29 protein-coding genes and 1 tRNA gene are annotated in these 25984 nt (G+C 63.5%); 18 read left to right on the top strand and 12 right to left on the bottom strand.

What is annotated here, in order from left to right; genetic code table 11:
* Position 1 precedes the first annotated feature (1 nt).
* The 9 genes from rpsP to AB7D48_RS03655 all read left to right on the top strand — a co-directional run bounded on the left by rpsP (position 2) and on the right by AB7D48_RS03655 (position 6243).
* Positions 2-349, top strand: coding sequence for a 30S ribosomal protein S16 (gene rpsP, locus AB7D48_RS03695; protein ID WP_427975973.1), 348 nt, complete (start codon positions 2-4; stop codon positions 347-349).
* A gap of 13 nt (positions 350-362) precedes the next feature.
* On the top strand, positions 363-881 hold the full coding sequence (gene rimM, locus AB7D48_RS03690; RefSeq protein WP_427975972.1) for a ribosome maturation factor RimM: 519 nt from the start codon (positions 363-365) through the stop codon (positions 879-881).
* Positions 878-1606, top strand: coding sequence for a tRNA (guanosine(37)-N1)-methyltransferase TrmD (gene trmD, locus AB7D48_RS03685; protein WP_427975971.1), 729 nt, complete (start codon positions 878-880; stop codon positions 1604-1606). The genes rimM and trmD overlap by 4 nt, the downstream gene beginning before the upstream one ends.
* Positions 1607-1633: 27 nt before the next feature.
* A complete protein-coding gene (gene rplS / locus AB7D48_RS03680) occupies positions 1634-2023 on the top strand; it encodes a 50S ribosomal protein L19 (protein WP_427975970.1) in 390 nt (129 codons plus the stop codon).
* A 124-nt stretch (positions 2024-2147) separates the two neighbouring features.
* Positions 2148-3551: a 3-isopropylmalate dehydratase large subunit gene (gene leuC / locus AB7D48_RS03675; RefSeq protein ID WP_427975969.1), complete on the top strand. Its 1404-nt coding sequence runs from the start codon at positions 2148-2150 to the stop codon at positions 3549-3551.
* Positions 3551-4165, top strand: a complete 615-nt coding sequence (leuD, locus tag AB7D48_RS03670; RefSeq protein ID WP_427975968.1) for a 3-isopropylmalate dehydratase small subunit — start codon at positions 3551-3553, stop codon at positions 4163-4165. Before leuC ends, leuD begins: the two co-directional genes overlap by 1 nt.
* 3 nt (positions 4166-4168) lie before the next feature.
* The gene (gene leuB, locus AB7D48_RS03665) at positions 4169-5275 is read left to right on the top strand and encodes a 3-isopropylmalate dehydrogenase (RefSeq protein ID WP_427975967.1); all 1107 of its coding nucleotides are present in this window, start codon (positions 4169-4171) and stop codon (positions 5273-5275) included.
* Positions 5276-5331: 56 nt separating this feature from the next.
* Positions 5332-5408, top strand: a tRNA-Arg gene (locus AB7D48_RS03660).
* A gap of 220 nt (positions 5409-5628) precedes the next feature.
* Positions 5629-6243 (top strand): hypothetical protein, encoded by a 615-nt coding sequence (locus AB7D48_RS03655; RefSeq protein WP_427975966.1) that lies wholly within the window; start codon positions 5629-5631, stop codon positions 6241-6243.
* Positions 6244-6283: 40 nt separating this feature from the next.
* Here the strand turns inward: AB7D48_RS03655 and AB7D48_RS03650 are convergent, their stop codons facing one another.
* On the bottom strand, positions 6284-6550 hold the full coding sequence (locus AB7D48_RS03650; protein WP_427975965.1) for a helix-turn-helix domain-containing protein: 267 nt from the start codon (positions 6548-6550) through the stop codon (positions 6284-6286).
* Positions 6551-6643: 93 nt separating this feature from the next.
* Between AB7D48_RS03650 and AB7D48_RS03645 the strand changes: the two genes are divergently transcribed.
* Positions 6644-6880: a hypothetical protein gene (locus AB7D48_RS03645; RefSeq protein WP_427975964.1), complete on the top strand. Its 237-nt coding sequence runs from the start codon at positions 6644-6646 to the stop codon at positions 6878-6880.
* Between the two features lie 125 nt (positions 6881-7005).
* Here the strand turns inward: AB7D48_RS03645 and AB7D48_RS03640 are convergent, their stop codons facing one another.
* Entirely contained in the window at positions 7006-7740 is a 735-nt protein-coding gene (locus AB7D48_RS03640) for a hypothetical protein (RefSeq protein WP_427975963.1), read from the bottom strand.
* 253 nt (positions 7741-7993) lie between these two features.
* Here AB7D48_RS03640 and AB7D48_RS03635 point away from each other — a divergent pair, with 253 nt between their 5' ends.
* The 3 genes from AB7D48_RS03635 (at position 7994) to AB7D48_RS03625 (ending at position 10583) form a co-directional block, all read left to right on the top strand.
* Positions 7994-8968 (top strand): helix-turn-helix transcriptional regulator, encoded by a 975-nt coding sequence (locus AB7D48_RS03635; protein ID WP_427975962.1) that lies wholly within the window; start codon positions 7994-7996, stop codon positions 8966-8968.
* Positions 8965-9393, top strand: coding sequence for a hypothetical protein (locus AB7D48_RS03630; RefSeq protein WP_427975961.1), 429 nt, complete (start codon positions 8965-8967; stop codon positions 9391-9393). Before AB7D48_RS03635 ends, AB7D48_RS03630 begins: the two co-directional genes overlap by 4 nt.
* Positions 9394-9764: 371 nt before the next feature.
* Positions 9765-10583, top strand: a complete 819-nt coding sequence (locus tag AB7D48_RS03625) for a hypothetical protein (RefSeq protein WP_427975960.1) — start codon at positions 9765-9767, stop codon at positions 10581-10583.
* Positions 10584-10711: 128 nt separating this feature from the next.
* Here the strand turns inward: AB7D48_RS03625 and AB7D48_RS03620 are convergent, their stop codons facing one another.
* The 7 genes from AB7D48_RS03620 to AB7D48_RS03590 form a co-directional block, all read right to left on the bottom strand.
* Positions 10712-10978, bottom strand: a complete 267-nt coding sequence (locus AB7D48_RS03620; protein WP_427975959.1) for a hypothetical protein — start codon at positions 10976-10978, stop codon at positions 10712-10714.
* A 128-nt stretch (positions 10979-11106) separates the two neighbouring features.
* Positions 11107-12342: a phage integrase gene (locus tag AB7D48_RS03615; RefSeq protein WP_427975958.1), complete on the bottom strand. Its 1236-nt coding sequence runs from the start codon at positions 12340-12342 to the stop codon at positions 11107-11109.
* A 99-nt stretch (positions 12343-12441) separates the two neighbouring features.
* On the bottom strand, positions 12442-12795 hold the full coding sequence (locus tag AB7D48_RS03610) for a helix-turn-helix transcriptional regulator (RefSeq protein WP_427975957.1): 354 nt from the start codon (positions 12793-12795) through the stop codon (positions 12442-12444).
* 130 nt (positions 12796-12925) lie between these two features.
* A complete protein-coding gene (locus tag AB7D48_RS03605; protein ID WP_427975956.1) occupies positions 12926-13573 on the bottom strand; it encodes a hypothetical protein in 648 nt (215 codons plus the stop codon).
* Positions 13570-13959 (bottom strand): hypothetical protein, encoded by a 390-nt coding sequence (locus AB7D48_RS03600; protein ID WP_427975955.1) that lies wholly within the window; start codon positions 13957-13959, stop codon positions 13570-13572. The genes AB7D48_RS03605 and AB7D48_RS03600 overlap by 4 nt, the downstream gene beginning before the upstream one ends.
* A gap of 206 nt (positions 13960-14165) precedes the next feature.
* Positions 14166-14888, bottom strand: coding sequence for a hypothetical protein (locus AB7D48_RS03595; RefSeq protein WP_427975954.1), 723 nt, complete (start codon positions 14886-14888; stop codon positions 14166-14168).
* Positions 14867-15181: a hypothetical protein gene (locus AB7D48_RS03590; RefSeq protein WP_427975953.1), complete on the bottom strand. Its 315-nt coding sequence runs from the start codon at positions 15179-15181 to the stop codon at positions 14867-14869. Before AB7D48_RS03590 ends, AB7D48_RS03595 begins: the two co-directional genes overlap by 22 nt.
* 205 nt (positions 15182-15386) lie before the next feature.
* On the opposite strand from AB7D48_RS03590, the gene AB7D48_RS03585 reads away from it, so the two are divergent.
* The 5 genes from AB7D48_RS03585 to AB7D48_RS03565 all read left to right on the top strand — a co-directional run bounded on the left by AB7D48_RS03585 (position 15387) and on the right by AB7D48_RS03565 (position 19814).
* Positions 15387-16319 (top strand): hypothetical protein, encoded by a 933-nt coding sequence (locus tag AB7D48_RS03585; RefSeq protein WP_427975952.1) that lies wholly within the window; start codon positions 15387-15389, stop codon positions 16317-16319.
* A 122-nt stretch (positions 16320-16441) separates the two neighbouring features.
* The gene (locus AB7D48_RS03580) at positions 16442-17068 is read left to right on the top strand and encodes a hypothetical protein (RefSeq protein ID WP_427975951.1); all 627 of its coding nucleotides are present in this window, start codon (positions 16442-16444) and stop codon (positions 17066-17068) included.
* 1 nt (position 17069) lies between these two features.
* Positions 17070-18824 (top strand): DNA polymerase, encoded by a 1755-nt coding sequence (locus AB7D48_RS03575; protein ID WP_427975950.1) that lies wholly within the window; start codon positions 17070-17072, stop codon positions 18822-18824.
* A complete protein-coding gene (locus AB7D48_RS03570; protein WP_427975949.1) occupies positions 18824-19249 on the top strand; it encodes a hypothetical protein in 426 nt (141 codons plus the stop codon). The genes AB7D48_RS03575 and AB7D48_RS03570 overlap by 1 nt, the downstream gene beginning before the upstream one ends.
* A gap of 115 nt (positions 19250-19364) precedes the next feature.
* The gene (locus AB7D48_RS03565) at positions 19365-19814 is read left to right on the top strand and encodes a hypothetical protein (protein ID WP_427975948.1); all 450 of its coding nucleotides are present in this window, start codon (positions 19365-19367) and stop codon (positions 19812-19814) included.
* Between the two features lie 129 nt (positions 19815-19943).
* On the opposite strand, the gene AB7D48_RS03560 is transcribed toward AB7D48_RS03565, so the two are convergent.
* Genes AB7D48_RS03560 through AB7D48_RS03550 form a run of 3 tightly spaced genes read right to left on the bottom strand, consistent with a single transcriptional unit; the run spans position 19944 to position 25983 of the window.
* Complete coding sequence (locus AB7D48_RS03560; protein ID WP_427975947.1) at positions 19944-23312, bottom strand: DEAD/DEAH box helicase family protein; 3369 nt, start codon at positions 23310-23312, stop codon at positions 19944-19946.
* 2 nt (positions 23313-23314) lie between these two features.
* Entirely contained in the window at positions 23315-24445 is a 1131-nt protein-coding gene (locus tag AB7D48_RS03555) for a restriction endonuclease subunit S (protein ID WP_427975946.1), read from the bottom strand.
* Positions 24442-25983 carry a type I restriction-modification system subunit M gene (locus AB7D48_RS03550; RefSeq protein WP_427975945.1) on the bottom strand — a complete coding sequence of 514 codons (1542 nt, stop codon included), beginning with the start codon at positions 25981-25983 and terminating at the stop codon, positions 24442-24444. Before AB7D48_RS03550 ends, AB7D48_RS03555 begins: the two co-directional genes overlap by 4 nt.
* Position 25984 lies beyond the last annotated feature (1 nt).

Here is a 25984-nt window from a genome sequence, read left to right as displayed (position 1 = left end):
CATGTCTGTTAAGATTCGCCTTTCCCGCGCCGGCGCCAAGAAACGCCCCTTCTACCATATCGTGATCGCCGATGCGAATGCGCCGCGCGATGGCAAGTTCATCGAGCGCGTTGGCACCTACAACCCGATGCTGCCGGCCGAGCATGCCGAGCGCGTGACGCTGAAGACCGAGCGCCTGCAATATTGGCTCTCCACCGGCGCGCAGGCGACCGACCGCGTGGCCCGCTTCCTGGCCAAGGCCGAACTGATGAAGGCGCCGGTCCATGCCGAGCAGCCCAAGCAGTCCCTGCCGAAGAAGAAGGCCCAGGAGCGCGCCGCCGCCAAGGCCAAAGCCGAAGCCGCCGCTTAATTCATAAGGCGTCATGGAAGACCGGCTGATCCTGATGGGCGTGATTGGCAAGCCACACGGCGTGCGCGGGCAACTGCGCGTGCATTGCTACGGAGAGGACCCCGAGGTTCTGGCCGAGCATGTGCTTGCCGACGCCAAGGGGCGGCGTTTCACGCTCGAATGGGCGCATGACAATGTCGCCTGGATCGACGAGCTCTCCAACGGCGCACAACGGCGGATTGCCGACCGCGACGATGCCGCGCGCCTGACCAATGTCGAATTATTCCTCCCCCGCTCCGCCCTGCCAGAAGCCGAGGAGGAAGAGTTCTACCTAGCCGATCTGATCGGGCTCGATGCCCATGACGAGAGCGGCAAGGTGATCGGCAAGGTTGGGAATGTACTGGATTACGGCGCGGGTGCCAGCCTGGAACTGTCTCCGGGGGGAAGGCTGATTCCGTTCACCAAGGCCAGCGTGCCGCAGGTGCGGGTCGCGGACGGATATGTGGTGGTCACCCCGCCACTGGAAGTGGACGCGAAGGAGGCGGGCGAATGAGCTGGCGCGCCGACATCCTGACCCTCTTCCCCGCCATGTTCCCCGGACCGCTCGGCGAAAGCTTGGCCGGACGGGCGCGGGAAAACGGCCTATGGAGCCTGAACGTCACGGATATACGTGATTTTGGGCTGGGCCGTCACCGCGCGGTGGACGACACGCCCTTTGGCGGCGGAGCCGGCATGGTGCTGCGCCCGGATGTGGTGGATGACGCCATCGGCGCCGTGGCCCCCGCCGAAGCGGGCGGCAAAACCGGCGAGTCCAGGCCGCTGATCTTCCTGACCCCGCGCGGCACGCCCCTGACCCAGGCAAGGGTACGGGAACTGGCCGAGGGACCGGGCGCGATCCTGGTTTGCGGCCGGTTCGAGGGGATCGACCAGCGTGTGATCGAGGCGCGGCGGGGCGAGGAGATCAGCATCGGGGATTATGTGCTATCCGGCGGGGAACTGCCGGCCTTGGTGCTGCTGGATGCGGTGATCCGCCTGCTGCCCGGCGTGATGGGCCACGCGGATAGCGGTACCGAGGAAAGCTTTTCCGAAAGACTGCTGGAATATCCGCATTATACCCGTCCCGCCTTGTGGGGGGACCGCCCCGTGCCGGAGGTGCTCACGCAAGGCAACCATGCCGCCATCGCCGATTGGCGGCGGAGCCAGGCCATCGCCGTCACCCGCCAGCGCAGACCCGACCTTTACGCCCAATACATTGCAACCGGCGCCGCAGCGCCCTAAACACCCGTTTCGAGAAGGACCCAACCCATGAACATCATCCAGACGCTCGAAGCCGAGCAGATCGCGAAGCTGACCGAGACCAAGACCATCCCGGATTTCGCGCCGGGCGACACGCTGCGCGTGAACGTGACCGTGAAGGAAGGCGAGCGCTCCCGTATCCAGGCCTTCGAGGGCCTGTGCATCGCGCGCTCCAACCGTGGCCTGAACTCCTCCTTCACCGTGCGCAAGATCTCCTATGGCGAGGGCGTGGAGCGCGTATTCCCGCTTTATGCGCCGATCATTGCCGACATCAAGGTGATGCGCCGCGGCGATGTGCGCCGCGCCAAGCTGTATTATCTGCGCGGCCGCCGCGGCAAGTCCGCCCGTATCGCGGAGAAGGCCCGCGAGGTCACCGAGGCGCCGCAAGCCGCCGAGTAAGGCCCCGGCCAAGGGCGCTGCGCCCTTGCGACCTGATTTTCTGAGCGCGGAGCCGTGCAGGCGCCGCCTGGGGCCAGAAGGCGTCGTCCTTCTGGCCTTTTGCAACTGTGGAGACCAACGATCAATGCCGCGGACCTTATTCGACAAGATTTGGGATGCCCATGTGGTGGACAGGCTGGAGGACGGCACCTGCGTTCTCTATATCGACCGCCATCTTGTGCATGAGGTGACCAGCCCGCAGGCATTCGAGGGGCTTCGCATGGCTGGGCGCAAAGTGCGCCGGGTGGAGAACACCATCGCCGTGGTGGACCATAATGTGCCCACCAGCCCCGGCCGCCTGACCGAGGTGAACGAACCGGAGAGCGCGCTGCAGATCGCCACGCTGGAGCAGAACGTGAAGGAGTTCGGGGTGACGTACTTCCCGATGTCCGACGCGCGCCAGGGGATCGTGCATGTGGTGGGGCCGGAACAGGGTGTTTCCCTGCCGGGCATGACCATTGTGTGCGGCGACAGCCATACCTCCACCCATGGCGCCATGGGCGCGCTGGCCTTCGGCATCGGCACCTCCGAGGTGGAGCATGTGCTGGCCACCCAGACGCTGCTGCAGAAACCGGCGAAGAACATGCTCATCCGTGTCGAGGGCAAGCTGCCCAAAGGCTGCACGGGCAAGGACATCATGCTGGCGATCATCGGCAAGATCGGCACCGCCGGCGGCACCGGGCATGTGATGGAGTTCGCCGGTTCCGCCATCCGCGCGCTGGACATGGCCGGACGCCTGACCATGTGCAACATGTCCATCGAGGCGGGGGCACGCGCCGGGCTGGTGGCGCCGGATCAGACAACCTTCGATTATATCAAGGGCCGCCCCTTCGCGCCGCGGGGCGCGGATTTCGATGCCGCCGTGGCCTATTGGAAGACCCTGCCCAGCGATGAGGGCGCGCGGTACGACACCGTTGTCGAGCTGCAAGCGGAGGATATCATCCCGCAGGTGACATGGGGCACCAGCCCGGAGACCGTGATCCCCGTGACGGGCGCCGTGCCCAACCCGGCGGACGAGGCGGACAACGCCAAGCGCGCCCAGATGGAACGCATGCTGAGCTATATGGGGCTGGAAGCCGGGCAGAAGATCGAAGGCACCAAGGTGGACGTGGTGTTCATCGGCTCCTGCACCAATTCGCGCATCGAGGATCTGCGCGCCGCCGCCGCCGTGGCCAAGGGCCGCCATGTGGCCGAGGGCGTGCGCGTGCTGGTGGTGCCGGGCTCCGGACTGGTGAAGCAGCAGGCGGAGGCGGAAGGTCTGGCCAAGATTTTCATCGATGCGGGGTTTGAGTGGCGCGAGGCGGGGTGCTCGATGTGCCTGGGCATGAACCCGGACAAGCTGACGCCCGGCCAGCGCTGCGCTTCCACCTCCAACCGCAATTTCGAGGGCCGCCAGGGACCGGGCGGGCGAACCCATTTGCTCTCCCCCGCCATGGCCGCCGCCGCCGCCGTGACCGGCAAAATCACCGATGTCCGGGAGTTGATCTGATGGATAAATTCACCACCCTCACCGCGATCGCCGCGCCGTTGAACATCGACAATATCGATACCGACAAGATCATTCCGGCGCGGTTCCTGAAGACCATCAAACGCACCGGGCTGGGCAAAAACGCCTTCGCCGACATGCGCTACAACGCCGATGGTTCGGAGAAACCGGATTTCGTGCTGAACCAAGAACCTTACCGCGAGGCGGAAATTCTGGTGGCGGGCGATAATTTCGGCTGCGGCTCCTCACGCGAGCACGCCCCCTGGGCGCTGAAGGATTTCGGGATCCGCTGCATTATCGCTCCCAGCTTCGCGGATATTTTCTTCAATAACAGTTTCAAGAACGGGCTGCTGCCGATCGCCCTGCCCGAGGAAATCTGCGCCAAGCTGCGCGCGGACGCGGCGATGGGTGGCAATGCCAAGCTGACGGTGGACCTTGCCCGCCAGGTGGTGATCCGCCCGACTGGCGAGGAGATCCCCTTTCAGGTGGAAGCATTCCGCAAGCACTGCCTGCTGAACGGGCTGGACGATATTGGCCTGACGCTGGAACATGCCGCCGCCATCGATGCCTATGAGGCGGGCCTCCCCTCCTGGCAGCCCAAAATTCAGGGAGCTTAATAGATGATCGCCAATAAAAATCTGCTGCTGATGCCGGGTGACGGGATCGGCCCCGAAGTGATGGTCCAGGCCAAACGCGTGCTGGGCTGGCTGCAAGACAGCAAACGCGCCAGTTTCAAGATCGAGGAAGAGCTGGTGGGCGGCGCCTCCATCGACGCGCATGGCGTGCCGCTGACCGATACGGCCCTGGCCAAGGCCAAAAGCGTGGACGCGGTGCTGTTCGGCTCCGTCGGCGGGCCGCAATGGGACAAGGTACCGTTTGAAATCCGCCCGGAAGCGGGGTTGCTGAAACTACGCTCCGCGTTGCAGGTGTTCGCCAATCTGCGCCCCGCCAAGGTGTTCGACGCGCTGGCGGATGCATCCTCCCTGAAGCCGGAGCTGGTGCGCGGGCTGGATATCATGATCGTGCGCGAATGCATCGGCGGCATTTATTTCGGCGAGCCGCGCGGGATCGAGACACTGCCCAATGGCGAGCAGAAAGGCGTGAACACCGAGGTTTACACCACCCATGAGATCCAGCGCGTGGGCCGGGTGGCGTTTGAGCTGGCGCGCAAGCGCCAGGGCCGCGTGTGCAGCGTGGAAAAGGCAAATGTGATGGAGGCCGGGCTGCTCTGGCGCCAGGTGATGACCAAGCTACAGGCGGAAGAGTTCCCGGATGTGGCGCTCTCCCATATGTATGCCGATAACTGCGCCATGCAGCTTGCCAAGAACCCCAAGCAGTTCGACGTGATCGTGACCGGCAATCTGTTCGGGGATATTCTCTCCGACCTCGCCGCCATGCTCACCGGCTCGCTCGGGCTGCTGCCCTCCGCGACGCTGGGTGCAAAGGATGCCTCGGGGCGGATTCCTGGCTTCTACGAGCCGATTCACGGCTCCGCTCCGGATATTGCCGGAACGGGCAAGGCCAACCCGCTGGCGCAGGTTCTGAGCCTTGCCATGATGCTGCGCTACTCCTTCGACATGAATGAGGATGCGGATGTGATCGAGGCCGCCGTGGAGCGCGTTCTGGCCAAGGCCGGGCGCACGCCGGACATCAAGGCCGAGGGCCGCCCCACTATTTCCACCACGGAAATGGGGGATGCGCTACTCGCAGAGCTTAACGCCATTTAGTTGGTGGCCAGGGGGTTGCCTGCCCGCGACGGTTCGGTTACACCCCCGCCCACGACGCGCCCGTAGCTCAGCTGGATAGAGCATCAGACTACGAATCTGAGGGTCAGGAGTTCGAATCTCTTCGGGCGCGCCACGGAATTCCTTGAAATACAAGCGAAAGCGGGCCGGTGGTCACCCACCGGCCCGTTGGCGTTTGGGAGCTTCCCACCACTATCCCCTCATTGGCCTCGCTTCGCCGCCGGTCGCCCGGTGGGAAGCGCGCGCGGCTGCGAACCTCTCTTCCGCCCATGTTCACCTGCCTCTACACTTACGGAACACGACCTGCCCGGGAGGAGGCCGCCATATTCTGTGCCGTGATCGATATCGGGACTCCAGGAAAAACGCTCGGCTGGGCAGCAGTAGGTCCCACCGGACACTCTGTCGACGGCACCGATGTGGACACCTGCATCGGCATGCTGTCAGAGGCCTTACGGGTTGGCCCAGTCGCGTTGGGGTTCGAGGCTCCGATGTGGATTCCTACGCGCTTGGAACCGGCGCGCCTGACATCGGCGCGGCGCGGCGAAGCAGGACCAGGGTTGGCTTCGCGGCCATTCTCGGCCTCGGCCGGAGCAACGGCGCTCGTGACGGGAATGGTCGTCGTCACCTACGTGATGCGGCGCCTGCGCGAGTTGGCGCCTGCTGCAATCGCCCACCTCGATTGGCAGAACTTTTCAGCCGAACCAGGACAGTTGCTGGTGTGGGAGGCCTTCGTCACGAACCAGAAGAAGACCCACGATGCTCGCCACGTCGAAGACGCTAAACTTGCCCTCACTGCGTTTCTCTTGGGCATGGAGAACCCTCAAACGTTTCGATCCTCCGTCGAAGAACCTGATTGCCTAAGTCTTCTTGGTGCGGCTCTGCTGAAGGCCCGGTGGACAACTGACGTCGCCGTCCTTTCGGCGCCGTGCTTGGTTGTCAGAACGAACTGACGCGCGCTCAGGCGGCGCAATGCAGCGCCGGAGGTGCAGTTCAGCTTGCCTTCCTCTTCCTTCCCGCCGGCAGCGAGGGCGGCGCCCCGCCGTCCGGCCCGGGCTCGGCGAACAGCGCCGCGATCTCCACCCCCAGCGCCGCCGCGATCTTCTCCAGCACCGTCACCGTCGGGTTCTCAAGGCGCCGCTCGATCCGGCTCATGTACGTCCGGTCAACCCCGGCGTCGACCGCGAACGCCTCCTGCGAAACCCCGCGCTCGACGCGAAGCCGCCTGATGTTCACCGCCACTCTCTCCCGCGCGTCCATGGTCGGGCGACCACATATTGCGAAGGCCTATTATTCCACGCATAATGGACCCATGATTGTGAAGATCGGGACAGGTTCGGGGTGGGGGCGCGGATGCCGCGGGCCGGCCTGATCCCGCCGGCCGCGCTGCTGGTCGGGATCACCTCCCTCGGGGTGATGATGGCCCTCATGCCCGCCAACAGGCTGCTCACCCTGCTGGGGCTGCGGCGCTGGCGGCTGGCCGTGCTGTTCATCCCCCTGGTCGGGCCGTTCGTCTTCATGTGGCTGGTGGCGTTCCCGGGCAGGACGGCGGCCGCGCCTGCGGAGGCCGGGCGGCGGGAACCGGGCTGAGGATCAAAAGGAAAGGAGCGCTGGGCACATGCGCCCAGCGCTCCTCAATCATTTAGATGAAATTCGACACACATGTACTTAGGGGCATTGAGTGCTCGCGGCGGCCCTGTCATCTAACCCTAACGTTAGTCTGCTGCTGCAAGTCTTTCTTCTGGTTCAGCTATCTCAGTGGAGGTCGGCGTCAAGGAAGCCTCGCTTCTTTTTGTATAATCTGCCCATAGGACGTCACGGGCAACTCGACCAACAAACAGCGTGAGGCCGTAGTTCACACTTGAACCAACGACAACGCCAATTCCAAAGGGGAGTGCTTTAACGAACGCCTTGCGGGTAAACGTGATTCCGATGGTCTTGAACAAAGCCTTAACGGTTTCGAGCGCCGGACCTTTAAGGGTATTTTCCACGACCTTAACGGCTGCCTTTGATGCAGCAGGGGCGCCTGAAGATTTGGCAAGTCCCTCGATGCTACCCGACAAAGCAATAACGTAAGACATATGCTTTGCGTCTTCGTCCGTCATCTCTCTGTTGATCGCAACGCAGAGGCACATAGTCATATCAATTTGCAGCTTTGTGCATGCCGCAACATCAACTGCTCCACCACCAACGACTGCAGCTGCGGTCCCAACTCCCGGGATCACCCCTGCCAGTGCGGAGGTTCCGCCGACCATACTCGCCATTTTGCTGTAACGACTGATGATCTTTTTGATGACTAGGTCAGTAACTTCCCGGTCTGTCAACTTCCCAGCGCCGGCGCGAATCTGCCCCTCATATCGCTCAGTGATGGCCCGCGCTGCTGCTGGAGTGATTGCAACGGCCTCAACTGCCTTCATCAGGCGGGAGCCGTCATTATCCTTGTCTACCATATAGATACCTGCGTTGCGTTACGCCACAGTATCGGTGTCCTTATGACTTCGCAATGGGAAATCAAAAATTCACATTTGAATCTCGGATTGAGGCCGAGATTCGTTGATTAAAAAGGCGCCCCACTGTTGTGTTATTAAGGAAGAACTCAAATGGGTTCTGTTGAGGTGCGACATCTGAGGTCGCACCCATCCGCGCGGGTTCTGGTCATCCTTCATCCGGCCCCGTAACGTGCCGGACGCTGAAAGGATGACCATGCAACGAAATCGTCAGGCGGCAAGGCTGCTCTCGATCACGCGGGACCTGGCTGCCGCGCCGCAGGGCCTGCTGCCCAGCGAACTGGCCCGCCGCCACAGCGTGACCCGGCGCACGGTGGAGCGGGATCTGGCCGCGCTGGAAGCCCTCGGCTTCGAAATCGAGACCGTCCCGGACGATGCGTCGCCGAGATTGCGGAAGCGCCTGGCCGGAGCGCAGGGACTGGCGAGCGCCATCTTGAGCCCATCGGAATTGGCGGCTGCGCGCGCGGCGGCGCGGGCCTTGGCGGATGTCGCCGCCGGCCCCGTCGCCGCGTCCTTCGGAATCCTGCTCGACAAGTTGGAGCAGGGCCAACCCGCGGCCGTGCGGGTGGACGCGGCCGCTCTGGACGCGGCCCAGGCCCTGGTGACCAGGGCCGCTCCCCGCCCCGCCGCCGACGCCGGCCTGCTGACGACATTGCAGGAGGCGATCCTGGCCTGCGCCGAGCTGCGCATCACGTACCGCAAGGGCGGCGGCGCCGATGCCCGCGACTACATCGCGCGGCCCTGCGGCCTGCTGTTCGGCGGGCGCAACTACCTGGTCTGGCGCGGGGAGGACGGCGCCTACCGGAAATTCACCCTCGGCCACATCGAGGCGGCGGCGCCCACGGGCAGGCACTTCGATCTGGCGGACGACTTCTCCATGGAGGACTTCGCCGCGCGCAGCCTCGGCGTGATGAGCGAGGCCGCCCTGGATGTGGTGCTGCGGGCCGCCCCCAACCGCGCCGCCCTGCTGCGGGATTTCAGCTTCCATTCCACGCAGACGCAGGAGGCGACGCCCGACGGCGGGCTGCTCATCCGCTTCCGCGCGGCCGGGATGGCGGAAATCTGCAACGCCATCTTCGGCTGCGGCGTGCCGCTCACCATCCTGGGGCCGGAGACGCTCGCCCAGGCATACCGGGCGCGCCTCACGGCGGCGCTGGACAATTTCGAATGACCGCACAGGAGGATTTCGCCATGGCCGATGCCATCACCATAAGCCTGAAGGGGTCTGTCAGCCCCCGGCGGCACTACGCGGCGCACCTCGTTGCCGACGCCCTGCGGGCCGCCGGCGCCACGGTGAAGGTGGGTGGCGTCCTGACCCGTCGGGCGTTGGTGGAGACGGAGCTGGACGATACCACCGTGTGGCTTCATTTGGATGAAGAAGGCGCTCCCGTTCCAGCTCCGGCTCCGGCTCCGGCCAGTTCCACTTTCTTGACGCCAATGCTGCGCATCCTTGGGGCGGCACTGTTGATCCTCTTGATGGGCAGCGCGGAAATTCGCCTTCACTTCCCCCCGATGATCGACTTGCTGCTCCTGGCCGGCGGCGTCTGGTGGTTCTGGCGTAGAACCGCGCGCTCCAAGCCAGACTCTCCAATTTGAAGCGGGAGATCGTTGCCTGAATGGGCCCAAGCCTTTCTATCACCGGGCGGTGACAAAAAACGAATTACTCCAACCGCCCACCGGCGGTTGGAGTAATGCCACCAAGATGGAGGCTTAGGTCATGCCCTAATGCCCGCCGGAGAGCCATACCCACATGACACAGATGCCGGCGGTGGTGAGGATGATTGAGGCGCAAGGCGCAGTTCGATTTCAGCGCCCAGCAGCTCACGAGGTCCAAACCAAACACTCTCGCGTGCTTGATATTAGTGGCGAGAACGCGTCAGATAGTGCTCGTTGAATACGCAATAAGTACAGCATCACAACTCTTTGGGAGATCGCCTCGCTCCCACGTACCTCGGTGGAGAATGTCTGTGACGATAGCAGTCGTGTGGCAAGAAGATGGATATCAATGGTGCGCTGCAGATACTCGTCTAGTTGCTGGCAATGCCGATCGGCCAGCGACTGAGATTGCAGCCAAAATTTATTCGATTCCCGTTGCAGTGAGCGCGATGGGTACCGGCTTCCCCAGGCGGCCACACTACTGGACACAATACGGATTCGTATTTGCTGGAGCTGCATTGCCAGCCGCCATGACTGCTATAACGGCCTCCACGCTTCTCCAGAAGCTAACGCGCCCTGGCGATCAAACCAATCCACCTGTATTTGAGGAGATCGCCGAGTTTATACGCAGGCTTTCCCAACGCTTCATGGCAGAAAGACGTCAGTTCAGGAGTGACGGGATGTTCTCGGCTGCGTTCTTCGGATGGTGCCCGCACCAGCAGAAATATAAGCTTGCTCACATAGATGGGCGTGACGACTCAGGCGGATTTCGGGTGGAACTCACTTATCCAACTCCCCCTCAGTTGGATGGTGATCCCTGGCTTGTACTGGGCAGCGGCAACAGGACGTTCCAATCAACACTTGTACAATACCGAAATACCGAAGAGCACATTACAAAGAGGGTGCCTCGCCGAGTAATCGACAAGATGGTGTACGAGGAATCAGATCGGACAGTGGGAGGTGCAACATCAATCGGTATGGCGCATCAAAATGGCTTCGACCTATACTTCACCGCCGAGCCTATTATACGAGGCCAACCCGCAGCACGTCGGATATTCAATGGGTTGGACTTGGACACCGAAATTGGACAGATCGGTCAATACCATGTGGCAATAAACGGCCTCGCATAGAGATTAGCCAAATATATATGGTCTTCCGTTACTGCGGTCTCTAGCCTATCTCAGCCTGAGCAGAAAAGATGGTATGCCGAAGGTGCGCCGGGCATCTCCGCCCAGCGCACCATCGAAGTCTGCGCCGCTCACACCAAGCCCGATGGCCCGCCAGACAACCACACCCACATGGCACAAACGCCGGCGGCGGTGAGGACGAGATCGAGCTGGGGTGCCAGGCTCAGTTCAATTTCGGCGCCCAGCAGCGCCATCACCACCGGCAGGGTGAGGATGATCTTCACGGCCGCCGGCAAGCGACTCCAGAGGCCGCGCTTCCTGCCCCCAGGGGCTGGCGTCTGCCCGCGACGCGGCGGCGCGATCTCGGCGGCGGCAAGCCGGCTCGTCTCGTTCTGCATGGTGGTTCCTTTCGAGTTTCTGATTCGGTGATGGATCGGGGAAGGCGCTTCGGCGCCTTCCCCTGCCTCTCGTTCTGCTGCTTCGTTCCGGCGTGGTGGTTGTGGAGGTTCTGGCTCGCCTGCTTGGGTCAGGCCGCGTCCCGCGCGTCTTCCTGCACCGCGTCCACCTCCACCGCCTCGGCATTCTTTGCCTCGGGCAGCAGGTTCCACGCCCGCAGTGCTGTCGTTGCGGTGTCGATCAACCGTTGCGGGCTGTGATGGGCATAACGCTGCGTCGTCGAAAGTTGCGTGTGTCCGAGCACCGTGCCGATCTCGTTCAGCGGTGTGCCGACATTGGCCAGCGCGCTGGCAAAACTGTGCCGCAGATCATGGACGCGCAGATCTTCCGGCAGACCAGCTGCCTTCTTGGCCCGTATCCAGGCGCCGCGCACGCCCTCCACCGGCTTGCCCGACCGGCGAGCACTCGGAAACACATACTGGTTATCCTGATGGATGGCGCGCTTGGCGAACTGGCGCTGGAGGATCGCCATGGCCATGGGTGACAACGGCACGTGCCGCGTGCGGCCGGACTTGGACCGGGGCACGGTGAGGATGCAGCGGTCGAAATCCACGTTCTCCCATTTCGCCTTCAGCGCCTCGCCCCGGCGAGCGCCGGTGACGACGAGCAGCATCAATACGCTGGCGGCAGTCTCGTCAGGATCGGCGGCCAGCGCACGGAAGAGCCCTTGCGTTTCGGCCGGGGACAAGTACCGGTCCCTGTGCGTCTCGCGAAGCATTCCGGGCGAACTGCCTGGGTTTTTGCCCTCGTACAGGCCCCATTTGAGTGCCTGGTTGAACATGGCCCGCAACGTGGCGAGGTGTCGGTTGACGGTGCCGTTGGCAAGGCCCTCTGCTTGAAACTTCCTGCGCATCTCGGCGACATCTGCCTGCGTCACCTCGTCCAGCGCCTTCTTGCCGATAGCGGGCAGGATGCGCAGGCGCAGATACCCATCGACATTTTGAGCGGAGCGCTGGCGCTCATGCACATGCGGCAGATAACGCTCCCGGGCGAACTCCTCCACCGTGGGCACGGCCTTGAGCTTCGCCTTCTCCGCCACGGGGTCGCCGCCCAGACTGACCTCGGCCTTGAGCTGCTCGGCGCGCTTGCGCGCTTGGTCGACGGTGACGTCACCGAGGCGGCCCAGCCTGACCTCGTGCTGGCGCCCGCGCGCGTCCTTGTACCTGAAGTAGAACGTGACGGTGCTACGGCGCTGCTCGGCGATGAAGCCGACCAGCTTATTGTCGAAGACGCGGTGCTTGGCCGTGCCCTTGGGCAGCGGCGGCAGCTTTTGCACGGAGCTGCGCGTGATGGTGACGGCGGGCATGGTGGTCCTTCCATTTCTGGGCGTGGGGGTCATGGGGGACGCCCGCGCGCTGGGGCTTCACGCCCCCAGCCACGGGCTTCTTGGTTGGGGCACGCACGGCTATGCCCGCGCCGTGTTCTGGCGGCGGCGGGCCTCGATGAACGCCTCCAGATCGTCCGGCCGGTAGCGGATGTACCGGCCCGAGAGCCGGATGAACGCCGGGCCGGTGCCGGCCCCGCGCCAGCGCTCCAGCGTCTCCGGTGAGACGCCGAGCTGCTCACCCGCCTGGCGGGCGGTGAGCAGCTTCATCGGCGCGGCTGGTTCGGCGGTGTCCGTGCCGATGATCGTGCTTGTCGCGCTGTCGCTGGTCTCGGCGACGGCGGTCATGTGCTTGGCCATGTCGGGATTGTCTCCATCTTCGGATGCCAGGGCGGGCGTGCCTCGGCTCGTCCATGGAGGTGTTCGGAGACCCAACTTTGCCGCCAAAGGCCGCCGCCGGCCCGCATTGGCCGACGGGGAAGATGGCAGGGCCACGCTTGAAGGTTCAAAACCCGCGAGGCGCGTTGGCGATCAATCCGCATACCGCGCCGGTCTGTCCCCTGCCCTATCCGCCTTCGCCTACTTCACCCGTCGCGCCGGCTTCATCCGCCGCGATGCGCGCGGTCCGCACCCGCCTGATCTCCGCCGCCAGGGCCTCGCGCACGGCGTTGCGGCAGGTCCACAGCCGGGAGATGTACGGCGCCCGCTCCGCCCAGTCCCGCAGCGCCTCGTCGGCAATGATCAGGAATTGCTCAGGGGTGATGCCTTCGTCGCGGCTTTCGGGATCGGGGCAGAGCTCGATCGACAGATCGCCGCACCGCGCCACCGTCCAGCGGTAGGGCGAAGCTTGGCCGCCGGGCGCGAAGCCGACCCCGTCGCCGCCCATGGCATCGCCCGGCGGCAGCAGCCGGATCGCCTTGCCCAGCGCCTCCAGCACCTCCAGGGCGCCGCCCTCCGGCACCCGCGCGTATTCCAGCGCGGCGCGCGCCTGCGCGATGCAGAGCAGCTCCCTCAGGCTCCAGCCAGACGGCGCGGAACTGACCGTGCCGTACCGCACCGGCAGGCCGAAGCCGTCGCCGCCCGTGTCCAGCACCACCGTCCAGAATTTCTGCTCCCAAAAGGCCTGCATATCGGCGTTCGTGAACAGCGCGAACCGCTCTCCATCCCAGGTGCGGCGCACGGCGACGATGGATGTCTCGTCGAAGTCGATCATCGGCGTGGCTCTCCTGCGGCATTGGAGGAAGGCAACGCCGTACTGCCGGACATGATCGTTTCGGTTCCACCTGACAGCTCAGACACGCTGGCGCTGTCCACCTCGAACACCAGCCACAGATCGTCGCTTTCGACGGAGACAGCCACACCCTCGGGAATTTTGAAGGCGTTGATCTCCTCTTCGTCGAGCGCGTCATTGCGCAGGAACAGGTCGGCCGGCTCGCGCACCGCGATGCCGAGCGTCTTGAAGTACGCGATGATCCTGAGCGGGTCCTCGCCAGTGCGGACGGCGTCTTCGAATTTGATCCGCTGCACCTCTGGCAGCTTCTCGATGCTGGAGTAGCGCGTGAGCAATTCCTCCAGCGTGTGGGTCTCGTCTTGGTCCATGTGATGGGCTCCAGACGCAGGAAGCCCCGCCTTTGCGGGCGGGGCTTCCTGCTGGTTCGGGGTGGATGGATCGCCCGGGCCGGCAGCGGCCTGGGCGAGAGCATCACATGCGGTTGAGCGGTTGGGCCTCAGCGCCGATGCGCCACGCCGTGCTGGGCATCTTCCTCCATCTATATTGGAAGAAGTAACCAGGCGGGTGGGCCGGTTCAGCCCGGGTCCGGCTCCGCGTCGCAATCTGCCACACGCGCCGCCCAGCGCGCCCTGGCGCGCTGCGCCTCCAGCGCCAGCGCCGCGCGCACCTCGCGCCGCGCCTCCCAGCAGCTCCGCCGCCACGGCGTGACCGGCAGCCAGCTGGTCAGCGCCAGTTCGATCACGGTCAGAAGTTGCTCGGGCGTGACGCCGCGCTGCCGCGCCTCGACATCCGGGCACATCTGGATGGCGAACCGCCCAGCCCTGGCCAGGCTCCATGGGAACGGCGAGGCCGGGCTGCCCGGCGGTGCCGGTTCAAAGGAGACCGGCGGCACCGCCCAGCCGTCCTGCGGCTCGCGGTGCATGGCGGCGGCACGGTCCAGGTGGCGGACGATCTCGGCCAGGGCAGATTCGCCGAGATCGTGCGCCTGCTCCGCCTCGAACCGGGCCAGCGCCACGGCCAGAAGCTGGCTGATGCTCCAACCGTCGAAGGGGCCGAGAATGGCGAGGCGGATGAATGCGCCGCCATCCGCGACCTCCACCGCCGCGCCCCAAAGGCGAAGCGGTCGACCCGGGATCAGGTCGATGCTGACAAAGGCGACATGGCGCCCGGCGCTGGTCGCGCACCAGGAGACAATGTCGCGGCCGCTTCCGCCTCCGGCGCCGAACGCGGACCTGGCGGATGCGGTCTGGGTGCTGGATTCCATCGCCGCCTCGGTCATTTGGTGAAGACCGACCATTGGCCATCCGGAACGAGAAAGACGGCGATGCCTTCCTCGACGCGGTAGGCGTCGATCTCTTCCTCGCCGGGGTCTGTGCAGGCGGCGAACAGGTCTTCCAAGTTGTCGATCTTCTTTCCCAGGTCTTGGAAGTATTCAATCAGGCGCAGCGGATCGGTACCGCGCGCCAGGGCATCGGCCAGGCGCAAATGCGGCACGTGGCGGGGTAGATCGTTGCTCTCCGCGTGCTGGTGAATCAGCTCTTCCAGGGTGCGGAGCTGGGTTGGGTTTTGAACCATGTCGGTGGTCTCCAAGGTGCGGGGTTGCTTGGCCCGCACAGCGCGGGCGGGACCATGACATGCCGTTGGGTACCGGTGCTACCGCGCGTCCCATTCCAATGATTATGGGTAAGTAACATGGCACCCGGGTCAAACTGGTCCACCTTGACGACTGCCTCGGCCAAACCGGGTGTTGACGGACGCGGCAACGGGGGAATACGCCGCGCACAGGGGGAACCAAATGGAAATCAGACACAGCCGGATACCCAGGATGGGGAATGCAGAATTCGAGGAACTGAACGAGCTCTGCATCCAGCACCGTCACATATTCGAGTACTGGAAATCGCCGGAGCCAGATGAATTGGCCGATTTCGATCATCTGCTGCGGCAAACCCCCTATGTGGCCGCCATGGTCCACACCGGCGACTTCCAAGTCGCGATAGGGATTCTAGAGAGGCGGTTCCAGCAGGGGCTGGCCAAAGCCGTGATCCTGCGAGAAGACCTTGTTGACCGTCCAAGCGACGAGTTGAAGCGGGCCAGAAAGCTCGAACGCGAGGTCCGTTTCATCCATCGTTGCGCTGCACTATCAAGGCGTGTCCTCGATGACGAGTACGTATTTTTTTCGGCTCCCCAGACAAAGAGCCGGAAGCGCGCTATTAGGTCTCTGCAAAATGCAATGAAGGAACTTGAGCGTCTGGCCCCAGATCCATATCTTCAAGACGCTTACATCAGAAATGACGGCGCCGCAGACATTGCCAGGTTCACCACCGACCAATTGCCAAAAGCGATCGAGCATCTCAACACGGCGAACCCTGAATACGCCATGACCAGGCGCACCAACGAGGAATGGGTGACGGAGATACGCCAGCTAGTCGATCGCTTGGTGGATTCATGCCAGCGGCTATACGCGTACTGTGATTTCAAGGTTATAAACCGCCTGCTTTCCTGCTCCTGGCTTGGGCAGGGCATTGGCCACGAGGTGATCGCAAAAGACGTTGAGAGGTCCCTGGAGCGAAAGATGCGCGCGACCACCATCCGCGCCGATGGTCGGCTACCCATACCGGAGGAGGATTTGCTCGCCGCCGACATACGCGAGGGTTGGCGCAGATTACCACCGCACCCGGACAATTGGATGCCGGGATATGTGCTCGAAGCTTCGTGGTTGCAGGCCTAAGGTATCGCGCAAAACTCATGTCAAAAAATAAGAACGGAAATCGTGCCTCTTAAAATTCCACAACGACGTGCCGTATGAATAATTCTGCGCTCCTCGAAACTTTCACAAGAGGAGCAACTACTTTGACTACCACGCAGCCGAAGACCCCGCCCAGCAATGGGCAAACCAGCGATCTGCTGAACACGACCTCCCTAACGGCGGCCTCGATCCTGGACTTACGCCTGGATCCGAGCCAGCTGGCACTCACCCAGGGCATGCCCGTTCTCGTCGATGTGCAGGTAGGAAAGCCGCCGAGGGGCCAATACTGGCGCCTCCGCGTTGGCGATGATTTCCGCGCCTCATACAACCTCCTTGATGCTGGCAAAATTGGCGGGGAGGGCATGCACCTCATCACCCCGCAAATCGCCGCGCTCGTGCCCGACCAGGTCCGGGCTTATGAACTGCGCCTGGGCGCGACGCAGTTCGGCACGCCGTTCTTCTTGCCCGTGCCGTTGCCAAGCCCCGAAGGCCGCAGCAATCGATGGCATATGTCGCTGGCCGCTGGCGCCACGCTGGCGGAGGAAAACTGGATCAGGATCGCGGCGGACCTGCGCGCCGGTGCCTATACGGTGATCAAAGCCGGCGGCAACCTCGGCGATCCCCGGTGGCCGTCTGAAACGTTCGATGAGCTGCTCACCGTTGCCTTCCGCGGCAGCGTCATCGACAGCAAGGAGCACCCGCTCATCCGCCAACTGCTAGGCGAAATCTAAGATGGGTGGTGATTTCAAAGACGGCGTCTGGGCCGTCGACTTTGAGTATCGCCGCGCGGGCTTGGTGGAGGGCAACGCTCTCCACCCGGTTTGCTTGGTGGCCCGCGAGCTGATTTCCGGCAAGGTGCTGAAGGTCTGGCAAGACGATCTTCGCGCGATGACGCAAGCCCCGTTCCCCGTGGGTGAGGATGCGCTCTTTGTCGCCTACAACGCTGCGGCAGAGATGGCCTGCTTCAAAGCGTTGGGCTGGCGGGTGCCGGCCAACGTGCTCGATCTATACGCGGAATTCCGCAACCTGACCAACGGCCTGCCCCTGCCGGCGGGCAACGGCTTGGTCGGCGCGCTGGCCTATTTCGGCGAGCCCTGCATGGACGCAGCGCAGAAGGACGCGATGCGCGATCTGGTCTTACGCGGTGGCCCCTGGTCTGATGATGAGCGCGGCCAGATCATCGCGTATTGCGAGGCCGACGTCATGGCCCTGCAGCGCCTTTTCCTCCGCATGGAAGGTGGTCTCATCGATCAGCCCCGCGCGCTGCTGCGCGGGGGCTACACGGTGGCGGCCGCAGCTGCGGAACACCGCGGCGTGCCCATCGATACGGACACGCTGGCGGCGCTGCGCGCGAGCGGACCCGAACTGCGCGCCGCTCTGATCGAGGCCGTCGATGCCAATTACGGCGTGTTCGAGGATGGGCATTTCCGCGCGACTAAATTCGGCGCCTACCTAGCCGACCAGGGCATCTCCTGGCCGATGCTGCAGTCCGGCGGCATCGCCCTGGACAAAGGCACCTTCCGGGAAATGGCGCGCGTCCATCCCCAACTGCGCCCATTGCACCAGCTGCGCGAAACGTTGGTGAGCTTCCGCGAGTTGAAGCTGGCGGTGGGCGATGACAGCCGCAACCGCTCCCCGCTGTTCCCGTTCTCCTCGCTCACGGGCCGTAATCAGCCTTCGACCACGGCCTGGATTTTCGGGTTGCCGTCCTGGCTGCGCGGCCTGATCCGGCCGGAGCCGGGCATGGCACTCGCGTACATCGATTTCAGCCAGCAGGAGTTGGCCATTGCCGCCGCGCGGTCCGGTGACGAGGCCATGCAAGCCGGTTACCGGTCGGGGGATTTCTACCTGCATTTCGCGGCCCAGGCCGGCGCGGTGCCGGCCGGCGCCACCAAGACAACCCACCCGGTGGAACGGGAACGGTTCAAGGTCTGCGCGCTCGGCGTCCTATTCGGCATGACCGAGCACGGCTTGGCCCGCAAGCTCGGTATCAGCCTGGGTGAGGCAAGGCAGCTGTTGCTGGCGCACCGTAGGGCCTATTCGGCGTTCTGGCGATGGTCGGACGGCATGGTGGACAGCGCCATGCTGACGGGGCGGCTCCGCGCCACGTTCGGCTGGACCCTGCATGTGCAGGCGAAGACGAAACCCCGCACACTGCGCAATTTCCCGATGCAGGCCGATGGTGCGGAGATGCTGCGCATTGCCTGCATCATGCTTGAAGAGGCCGGCATCCGCGTTTGCGCCCCGGTGCACGACGCGGTGCTGATCGAGGCGCCGCTGGCCGAGATCGACGGCGCGGTTGCACGCACCCAGGCCATCATGCGTGAGGCCAGCACGATCGTGCTGGGCGGGTTCCAGGTGGGCAGCGAAGCGAAAATCATCCGCCCGCCCGGACGCTTCCTGGAGACGAAGAACGTCGCCATGTGGAACCAGGTGATGGGGCTGCTTGGCCACGATAATGCCGTGGTCGAAGGAGGGCTGGGTTGATGCTGGTCACCAACATCATGCCGCACCCGCTTGGTGCTTCATCCACTGCACCAACCGGCGAACAGAGACTGAGGTTCGACGCGGCAAGCGGAGAATTCCGGCCGTACACGCGGGTAGCGCGCTACGTGCGCACCATCCCGTTTGAATGGCTAAAGCGAGCAAACAGGCTGCCAGGAAGTGCATCCGCCGTGGCAACCGCGCTCTGGTTTCTGTCGGGCGTGAAGAAATCCTCCACGTTCAGGCTGACCGCAGAGGCGGTCGATCTGGCGGGGTGCAGCCGGAAGCCGCTTTACCGCGCCCTTGCCGCACTGGAACAGGCCGGTTTGGTCGGCGTGCAACGGCGCCGGGGAGCCCGCCCGATCATCACCATCCTTCGACCGGACATCCCGGCCGGTGCGGGAGAAACACCCAGGCCCAAGGGATAGGCCTTGTGGTGGCGGGATTTCGCGGGCCGGATAGCCAGCACGCGAAATCCGGACGACCCGGCGGCATCCATCGGACTCGCGGCCGGCGAGACGACTTTTTAGGAAAGGACGTTTGATGATACCGGAGAACAAGATCGCCGCGCCCGCGGGAAAAGCCGACAGCCCCGACCCTGTGAGCGCTGCGGACTCCACCTTGGACATGGCGCAGTACGCGGACGCCGCCGTGCTAGCGGCGCAGATCGAGGCGCAGATTCGGGTACGCAAGGCCGAGTTGCGCAGGCTGGAAAAGGCGCTGGGGGCGCTTGTTAAGGTGCCCCTGAAATCGAGCAACCAGCGGCGGCCCGAGTGGTCGCCGAAACCGGGAACGGTCTATGGTCGCGCGTTCGACCTATTCGGGGAAGGGGTCCAGCTGACCATGGCGGAGATCGTCGCCGCGCTCGCGCCTGATGACGTTACCGCCGTTCCCTATGGCAGCATTTGCGCTGCCCTCTCGACGCTGCGCCGGGGGGGCTGGCTCGTGAAGGATGGGGACTATTGGAGGTGGCCTGACGCTAGCGAGCCGTAATGTTTGCCTCGGCAAAAGGACCCGGCGACTGGCGGATCCGAGTAAGTTGCAGCAGCATCATCCATTTCTAGAGATGAAGTAACCGGGCACCTGGACAGAAACGGTCCAGGTGCCCTTCCCGCGCCGGGCCTACGCCGCCGCGCGGCGCTTGATCTCGTCCAGCACGGCCAGCAGCGCGTCCGCGGCCTCGCCGCCGAACAGCCCGTCCAGCCCCTGGTCGTTGAGGTCGGTGTAGGGCGACTCATACAGCCGCGCCGGGTCCATCACGCCGCTCTCGGTCAGCTGCTCCACGATCATGTCGACGAACTCGATCTGGTTGGCGGTCAGCGCGCGCCCGGCCATGAAGGCGGAGAACGCCTCTTTGGCCGCGGCGCGGTCCAGCCCTACCAGGGAGCGCACGAAAAGCCCCAGCCCGGCGGCTGAGGCTTTCGCTTGCTCGATGTCGTCCGCAGTGCCGGTGCCGCTGTCGCGCAGCATGCGCTCCAGCTCGTCCAGATCGGTCTGGGTGAGCTGGTTGTTGGTGCGCAGCTTGTGCACGGCGATGTGGTCCTCGTGCTGGCGCAGAAAGAAGCGCGCCTTCGCCTTGAACTTCTCGAAGGAATCCGGCGGGCCGAATTGCTCGAACGGCACAAGCTCGCCCTCGCCGAGTTCGTCCTCGAAATCCGTGTAGATCACCGCGCGCTTGCGCTTCTCGATCAGGTGAACGAGGTCGCGCAGGTGCCGGCGCACATGCTCCAGCATCTCCACCGTCACATCCTGCCACCAGGCATCGGTCTGGATGTCGTGGATCAGCGCCAGCTCGGCCTGGATGATGGGGATGCTGGCCTGCGCCTCCAGTGCTGCGGCGATCTCCTCCGCCTGCTTGCGCAGCTTCACGAAGCCGGGCTGGCGCTTGAGCACGCAGAGCTGCAGGTTCAGCGCCAGCATGTCGAACTGCTTGGCTTCCAGCCGTTCCGGGTCCAGCTCGGCGGGCAGATTGGCGACTTCCTCGGCCAGCACGTGACGGGCATCATCGTCCAGCTGCGCCCAGGCTTCCGGCTTCGTGTAGGTCTCCACCAGCCGGCGTTTGGGCCTTACGATGAAATTATCGAGATTCATCGCCGCCACTGCGCGCTGCAGCTGGGTGGCGACATCGCCGCGTAGGCCCGCATGCGTGCTATCCTCGCCCTTGGTCTCATCCAGCGCGCCGACCAGCTTCAGGCGTGTCTTGAACAGCCGGGCCGAGAGACTGTCCGCCACGTTGCCTTCCGCCTGCGCTTCCGGCTGGCTGAAGAATTCCAAATTCTGGCAGAAATCGAAGACGTAGAAGAATTTCTTGTCATGCCCCGGGCCAAACAGGTCCGGGCACAGCCTCGTGCCGCGCCCGATCATCTGCCAGAATTTGGTTTTTGAGCGCACCAGCTTGAAGAAGACGAGGTTGACCACCTCCGGCACGTCGATGCCGGTATCCAGCATGTCCACGCTGATGGCGATGTGCGGTGCCTTGGATGCTGTGGAAAAACTGTCGATCAGGCTCTGGGCGTAATCGATCTGGAAGTCGATCACCCGGGCGAAGCTGCCCTTCAGATGCGGATAGTTGGCGTCGAACCGTTCCTGGATGAATTCCGCATGCTTGTGGTTCTTGGCGAAGATGATGGTCTTGCCGAGCCTGTCGCCGCCTTCCACGCGCTGGCCGTGGGTCATCAGGTGCATCAGCACCTTGTCCACCGTGTCGGCGTTAAAAAGCCATTTATTCACCGCCTGCGGGTCCACGCTCTCGGGCGGGCCGTCTTCCTCGTCCCATTCCAGCGCGTCCCAATCTTCCTTCTCCTCCTCGGAGAGGTCGGCGTAGCGTATGCCCTGGCGGGGATATTTCAGCGGCACGGAGATGGCCTGCATGGGTACCAGCACCTTGTCCGCCACCGCCTGCTCCAGCGGGTAGGCGTCGGTCGGCACACCGTTTTCCAGCTCGAAGAGCCGGTAGGTGTTGCGGTCGATCTCATCCTTCGGCGTGGCGGTGAGACCGACCAGCAGGCTGTCAAACCAGTCGAAGATGGCGCTGTATTTGCGGTAGATGGAGCGATGCGCTTCGTCCACGATCACGAGGTCGAAATGCCCGACACCGAAGCGCCGGGCAGCACCATCCTGCTCGTCGATCAGCTTCATCATCGTGGGGTAGGTGGAGACGAAGACACGGCCCTCCGTGTGCTTGTCCGTCACCAGATTCACCGGCGAGGAGGAAGGCAGGTTTTTGGAGAAGGCGCGCACGGCCTGGTTCACCAGCGAGACACGGTCCGCCAGGAACAGCACGCGCTTGGCCCAGTTGGCGCGCATCAGCAGGTCTGCGAGCGCAATGACGGTGCGGGTCTTGCCAGCACCTGTGGCCATCACCACCAGGGCCTTGCGCTGGTGGTGATCCTCGAAAGTTTCGGCGATGCGGCGGATGGCGCGTTGCTGGTAGTAGCGGCCGGCGATCTCTTCGTCCGGCTGCGCCTCGGCCAGGGGGCGGCGGGTGGTGCGGCGCTGGATCAGCAGGTCCAGCTCGTCCTTCTTGTAAAAACCCTGCACCTCGCGGGGCGGGTAGGCAATGTCGTCCCAAATCCAATGCTCGTAGCCGTTGGAGCAGAAGATGATGGGGCGCTGGCCGGTCATCTGCTCCAGGCAATCGGCATAGAGCTTGGCCTGCTGCTGGCCTTTCAGGGCGGAATGGCGGGTGGCCTTGGCTTCCACCAGGGCCAGCGGCTTGCCGTCATTGCCCCAGAGCACGTAATCGACAAAACCCTGGCCGCTGGCGGAGGGCATGCCCGTGACCTCGTGCTCCGCCACGTTCGGCGCGTTGGGGTCCCATCCAGCTTCGCGGAGCAGCAGGTCGATGAAATTGTCGCGGGTGGCGGCCTCGCCGTAATCGTGATGATCGGGCACGGCCGCGTTGGCGGTGCGGGCGGCGGCGACTTCGGCGCGCAGGCGGGCCAGCTCCTCGTCCAGATGCGCCTTGTCCGCCAGCAGGGTGGCGAGCTTTTCGTCGCGCTCCTGCAGTTCGGCCTCACGGCGGCGCAGCTGGTCCAGCGTGATTTTGGCCACCTGCGCCATCGGGCGCGGAAGTTTTGAAGCGTCGAAGGCCAGGCTGTCCGCCGGCTTGGGGCCGCGCGCGTAATGGCGGGCGAGCCAGAAGCAGAGATGGAACAATTCCGCCAGGGCTGTGCGCGCTTCCGTGTCGGAGAAGGGCTTCTCGCTGTGCACGGCCTTGTTGCCGACCTCCTTGAGGTAACGGGCCTTGGCGAAGATTGCCTGACCCGCCACGGTGCGGAAGCTGGGTTCGTGGATGAGGGCGTTGAGATTATCCTGGTAGGGCAGGTTCAGCCGCGCATCGGCCTTGTAGAGCCAGGCCATCACCAGTTCCAGCGTGCGGCGGGCGTAGAAGGCGGCGGCGCGCGGGTCTGAGAGGGCCTGCGCTTCGGCGCGCGCGGCCGCGCCAAAAATGTCCGGCCATTCTGGTTGGAGAAAGCCGAACTGCGACATGGCTACAGGGTTCCTGAGAAGGCGCGGTGTTGGAGGGAGGTGAAGAGGGCGTCCAAAGTGCTCAACTGCGAGAAATGTTTGACCTTCGAGGATTTGATTTTTTTGATTTGATCAGCAAATAGCTTCTGCTGCCCAAGCGGTGCATTCGGTAGTCTGAGAGATGCCAACCCATCTGTGTTGACATTAAACTGCCCGGCAGACGTTTTTGCCACATCACGTAATTGCCTGCGTCCATCAGGTGAAGAAAGGTATGATTGGACGAAAACAGGGTCAAAAACTTTCGTCTTCAGCCGTGCTCTTATCAGATAGGAAGCAAAAATGAACGGCTCTTCAGAGTATTCGGTCGAATTGGCAATGTCATCTGTGAAGACAGCACAGCGTCCCACATAATTTGGATTGCCATTTGTTCGCACAAATAAGACATCTCCTGTTTTGAGCCGCAGTCTATTCAACTCAGCCTGCGTAACGCTCACTCGCTTCATGTCATTTAAATCGATGGCACCGCCAACTACGTTGGGAATTCTTAGGGTTGGAAGTCCACCGTCACCGGACTTGTTTGATGTCCCGTAGCGGAACTCTTCCACACCATCAGCAAATGAGAGTCTATCCTCAGCAGGCAGCGCACCAAACATCTCCACGAAAATGGCCTGGGCCATTTCGTCAAGCTTGGCCAACGCCTCGCGCCGCTTCGCCCGCAGCGCATCAGCCTGGTCGAGAATGGCCGCAATCCGGCGCTGTTCGGGGAGTGGGGGAAGTAGTATCCGGACACCAAGAAGCGGGGCGCGGGTGATTTGAGGTTGTGCAGAGCCGCTGATTACGTCATTCAGCCCACGAAATCGTAACGAATATGCAAGAAAATTGATATCGGCCCTCGTGTGATCGAGATTATCCAACGCCATAGCATTACCAGAAATGTAGCTATATGCAGGAACGATATTAACTGTGCCGCAAGTTGCACCGCGGCAAGTAATGGCAACGGTCTCTTGATCGTGGGTATAAGTCTTATAAAAGCCAATCTGGCCGTTCGCGCCAAATGCGGGATAACCGGCATCAGTCAAATCTGAGCCCGAAATCGTCCTGTGTTGCTTGGGAGAGCAAATCTCTCCTAACTGGATTGAAGGCCAAGCGTTCACCCCAGCATCTCCTCAAGCTTCTTCATCCCCGCGCGGATATCATCCTCAAGCTTCATCAGCTCGGCCAGAATCTCCTTCGGCTTGTCGTGTCGCACTTCCTTGCGCACGATCTCCTTGTAGCGGTTCAGGGACAAATCCCAGCCTGCCGCCGCGATGTCGGCCCTGGGCACGACAAAGCTCTGCGCCGTACGCGGGCGTTTTTGCTCTGCCCCGTCACGCGCGCGCCAGCGCGCCAGTACGTCGGGCAGGTTATTCTTCGCGTGGTCGGCCTCGTCCAATTTCTGCGCCGGCGCCACGCCCAGTTTCTGCTCCGGCAGCAGCGGCTGGCGCTTGTCGTCCAGACTGAAACCGTCCGCCTGCATGTCGTAGAACCACACCCCGTCTGTGCCGCCGGAATCCGTGCGGGTGAAAAGCAGGATGGCGGTTGAGACGCCGGCATAGGGGCGGAAGGTGCCGGAGGGGAGCGAGACCACCCCGTCCAGCTTGTGGTCCTCCACCAGCATGCGCCGCAGCTCCTTATGCGCCTTGGAGGAGCCGAATAGCACGCCATCGGGCACAATCACCGCCGCCCGGCCGCCGGGCTTGAGCAGGCGCAGGAAGAGGGCGAGGAAGAGCAGCTCGGTCTTGCGGGTTTTGACGATGGCGGTGAGGTCCTTCGCCACCGCCTCGGCATCCAGCGCGCCGGCGAAAGGCGGGTTGGCCAGCACCAGGGAGTAGCGCTCCGCGTCCTCCGTATGCTCCTGGGCCAGGCTGTCGCGGTAGCGAATGTCCGGGTTGTCGACGCCGTGGAGCATCATGTTCATGCTGCCGATGCGCAGCATGGTGCCGTCGAAATCGAAGCCATGGAACATGCCCCGGTGGAAATGGGCGCGCAGCTTGTCGTCCCGCAGCACCTCCGGGTGATGGTGGCGCAGATACTCGCCCGCCGCCACCAGGAAGCCGGCGGTGCCGCAGGCTGGGTCGACGATGATGTCCTTCGGCGTGGGAGCGGTGAGCTCCACCATCAGCTGGATGATGTGGCGCGGGGTGCGGAATTGCCCGTTCTGCCCGGCGGTGGCGATCTTGCCGAGCATGTATTCGTAGAGGTCGCCCTTGGTGTCGCGGTCCTCCATCGGCACCTTGTCGATGCCTTCCACCACTTTGACCAGCAGCGCCGGGGTGGGGATGGTGAAGCGGGCATCGCGCATGTGGTGGGCGTAGGTGGAGCCATCGCCGCCGAGGGTGCGCAGGAAGGGGAAGACGTGCTCCGCCACCACTTCGTACATCTCCTGGGGCGAGCCGAGGTTGCGAAATTTCGACCAGCGCATGCTCTCATAGGGGCAGCCCTTGTCATCCTCGCCCTCGGGGAAGATGCGCCGCGCCATGGGCTTCTTCAGCCGGTTGGCCATGGCCTCTTCGCGGGTGTGCTCCTCGTCCAGCCGGCGGATGAAGAGCAGGTAAGTGAATTGCTCGATCACCTCGAGCGGGTTGGAGATGCCGCCGGTCCAGAAATTATTCCAAATCTGGTCGACCTGGTTACGGATCTCACCTGTCAGCATT

Source organism: Acidocella sp., assembly GCF_050253495.1.
Lineage (GTDB): Bacteria > Pseudomonadota > Alphaproteobacteria > Acetobacterales > Acetobacteraceae > Acidocella.
Note: the sequence above shows the minus strand (reverse complement) of the source record. Positions and strands in the feature narration are given on the sequence as shown.

Excerpts from the sequence above, each read along its gene's own strand:
- AB7D48_RS03560 (WP_427975947.1), bottom strand. The coding sequence starts at position 23,312 with ATGTCGCAGTTCGGCTTTCTCCAACCAGAATGGCCGGACATTTTTGGC.
- AB7D48_RS03620 (WP_427975959.1), bottom strand. The coding sequence starts at position 10,978 with ATGCAGAACGAGACGAGCCGGCTTGCCGCCGCCGAGATCGCGCCGCCG.
- AB7D48_RS03585 (WP_427975952.1), top strand. The coding sequence starts at position 15,387 with ATGGAAATCAGACACAGCCGGATACCCAGGATGGGGAATGCAGAATTC.
- AB7D48_RS03640 (WP_427975963.1), bottom strand. The coding sequence starts at position 7,740 with ATGGTAGACAAGGATAATGACGGCTCCCGCCTGATGAAGGCAGTTGAG.
- AB7D48_RS03645 (WP_427975964.1), top strand. The coding sequence starts at position 6,644 with ATGCCGCGGGCCGGCCTGATCCCGCCGGCCGCGCTGCTGGTCGGGATC.
- AB7D48_RS03635 (WP_427975962.1), top strand. The coding sequence starts at position 7,994 with ATGCAACGAAATCGTCAGGCGGCAAGGCTGCTCTCGATCACGCGGGAC.
- AB7D48_RS03565 (WP_427975948.1), top strand. The coding sequence starts at position 19,365 with ATGATACCGGAGAACAAGATCGCCGCGCCCGCGGGAAAAGCCGACAGC.
- leuD (WP_427975968.1), top strand. The coding sequence starts at position 3,551 with ATGGATAAATTCACCACCCTCACCGCGATCGCCGCGCCGTTGAACATC.
- AB7D48_RS03615 (WP_427975958.1), bottom strand. The coding sequence starts at position 12,342 with ATGCCCGCCGTCACCATCACGCGCAGCTCCGTGCAAAAGCTGCCGCCG.
- AB7D48_RS03605 (WP_427975956.1), bottom strand. The coding sequence starts at position 13,573 with ATGATCGACTTCGACGAGACATCCATCGTCGCCGTGCGCCGCACCTGG.
- AB7D48_RS03650 (WP_427975965.1), bottom strand. The coding sequence starts at position 6,550 with ATGGACGCGCGGGAGAGAGTGGCGGTGAACATCAGGCGGCTTCGCGTC.
- AB7D48_RS03600 (WP_427975955.1), bottom strand. The coding sequence starts at position 13,959 with ATGGACCAAGACGAGACCCACACGCTGGAGGAATTGCTCACGCGCTAC.
- AB7D48_RS03630 (WP_427975961.1), top strand. The coding sequence starts at position 8,965 with ATGACCGCACAGGAGGATTTCGCCATGGCCGATGCCATCACCATAAGC.
- rpsP (WP_427975973.1), top strand. The coding sequence starts at position 2 with ATGTCTGTTAAGATTCGCCTTTCCCGCGCCGGCGCCAAGAAACGCCCC.
- AB7D48_RS03570 (WP_427975949.1), top strand. The coding sequence starts at position 18,824 with ATGCTGGTCACCAACATCATGCCGCACCCGCTTGGTGCTTCATCCACT.
- leuC (WP_427975969.1), top strand. The coding sequence starts at position 2,148 with ATGCCGCGGACCTTATTCGACAAGATTTGGGATGCCCATGTGGTGGAC.
- trmD (WP_427975971.1), top strand. The coding sequence starts at position 878 with ATGAGCTGGCGCGCCGACATCCTGACCCTCTTCCCCGCCATGTTCCCC.
- rplS (WP_427975970.1), top strand. The coding sequence starts at position 1,634 with ATGAACATCATCCAGACGCTCGAAGCCGAGCAGATCGCGAAGCTGACC.
- AB7D48_RS03550 (WP_427975945.1), bottom strand. The coding sequence starts at position 25,983 with ATGCTGACAGGTGAGATCCGTAACCAGGTCGACCAGATTTGGAATAAT.
- rimM (WP_427975972.1), top strand. The coding sequence starts at position 363 with ATGGAAGACCGGCTGATCCTGATGGGCGTGATTGGCAAGCCACACGGC.
- AB7D48_RS03595 (WP_427975954.1), bottom strand. The coding sequence starts at position 14,888 with ATGGTCGGTCTTCACCAAATGACCGAGGCGGCGATGGAATCCAGCACC.
- AB7D48_RS03575 (WP_427975950.1), top strand. The coding sequence starts at position 17,070 with ATGGGTGGTGATTTCAAAGACGGCGTCTGGGCCGTCGACTTTGAGTAT.
- leuB (WP_427975967.1), top strand. The coding sequence starts at position 4,169 with ATGATCGCCAATAAAAATCTGCTGCTGATGCCGGGTGACGGGATCGGC.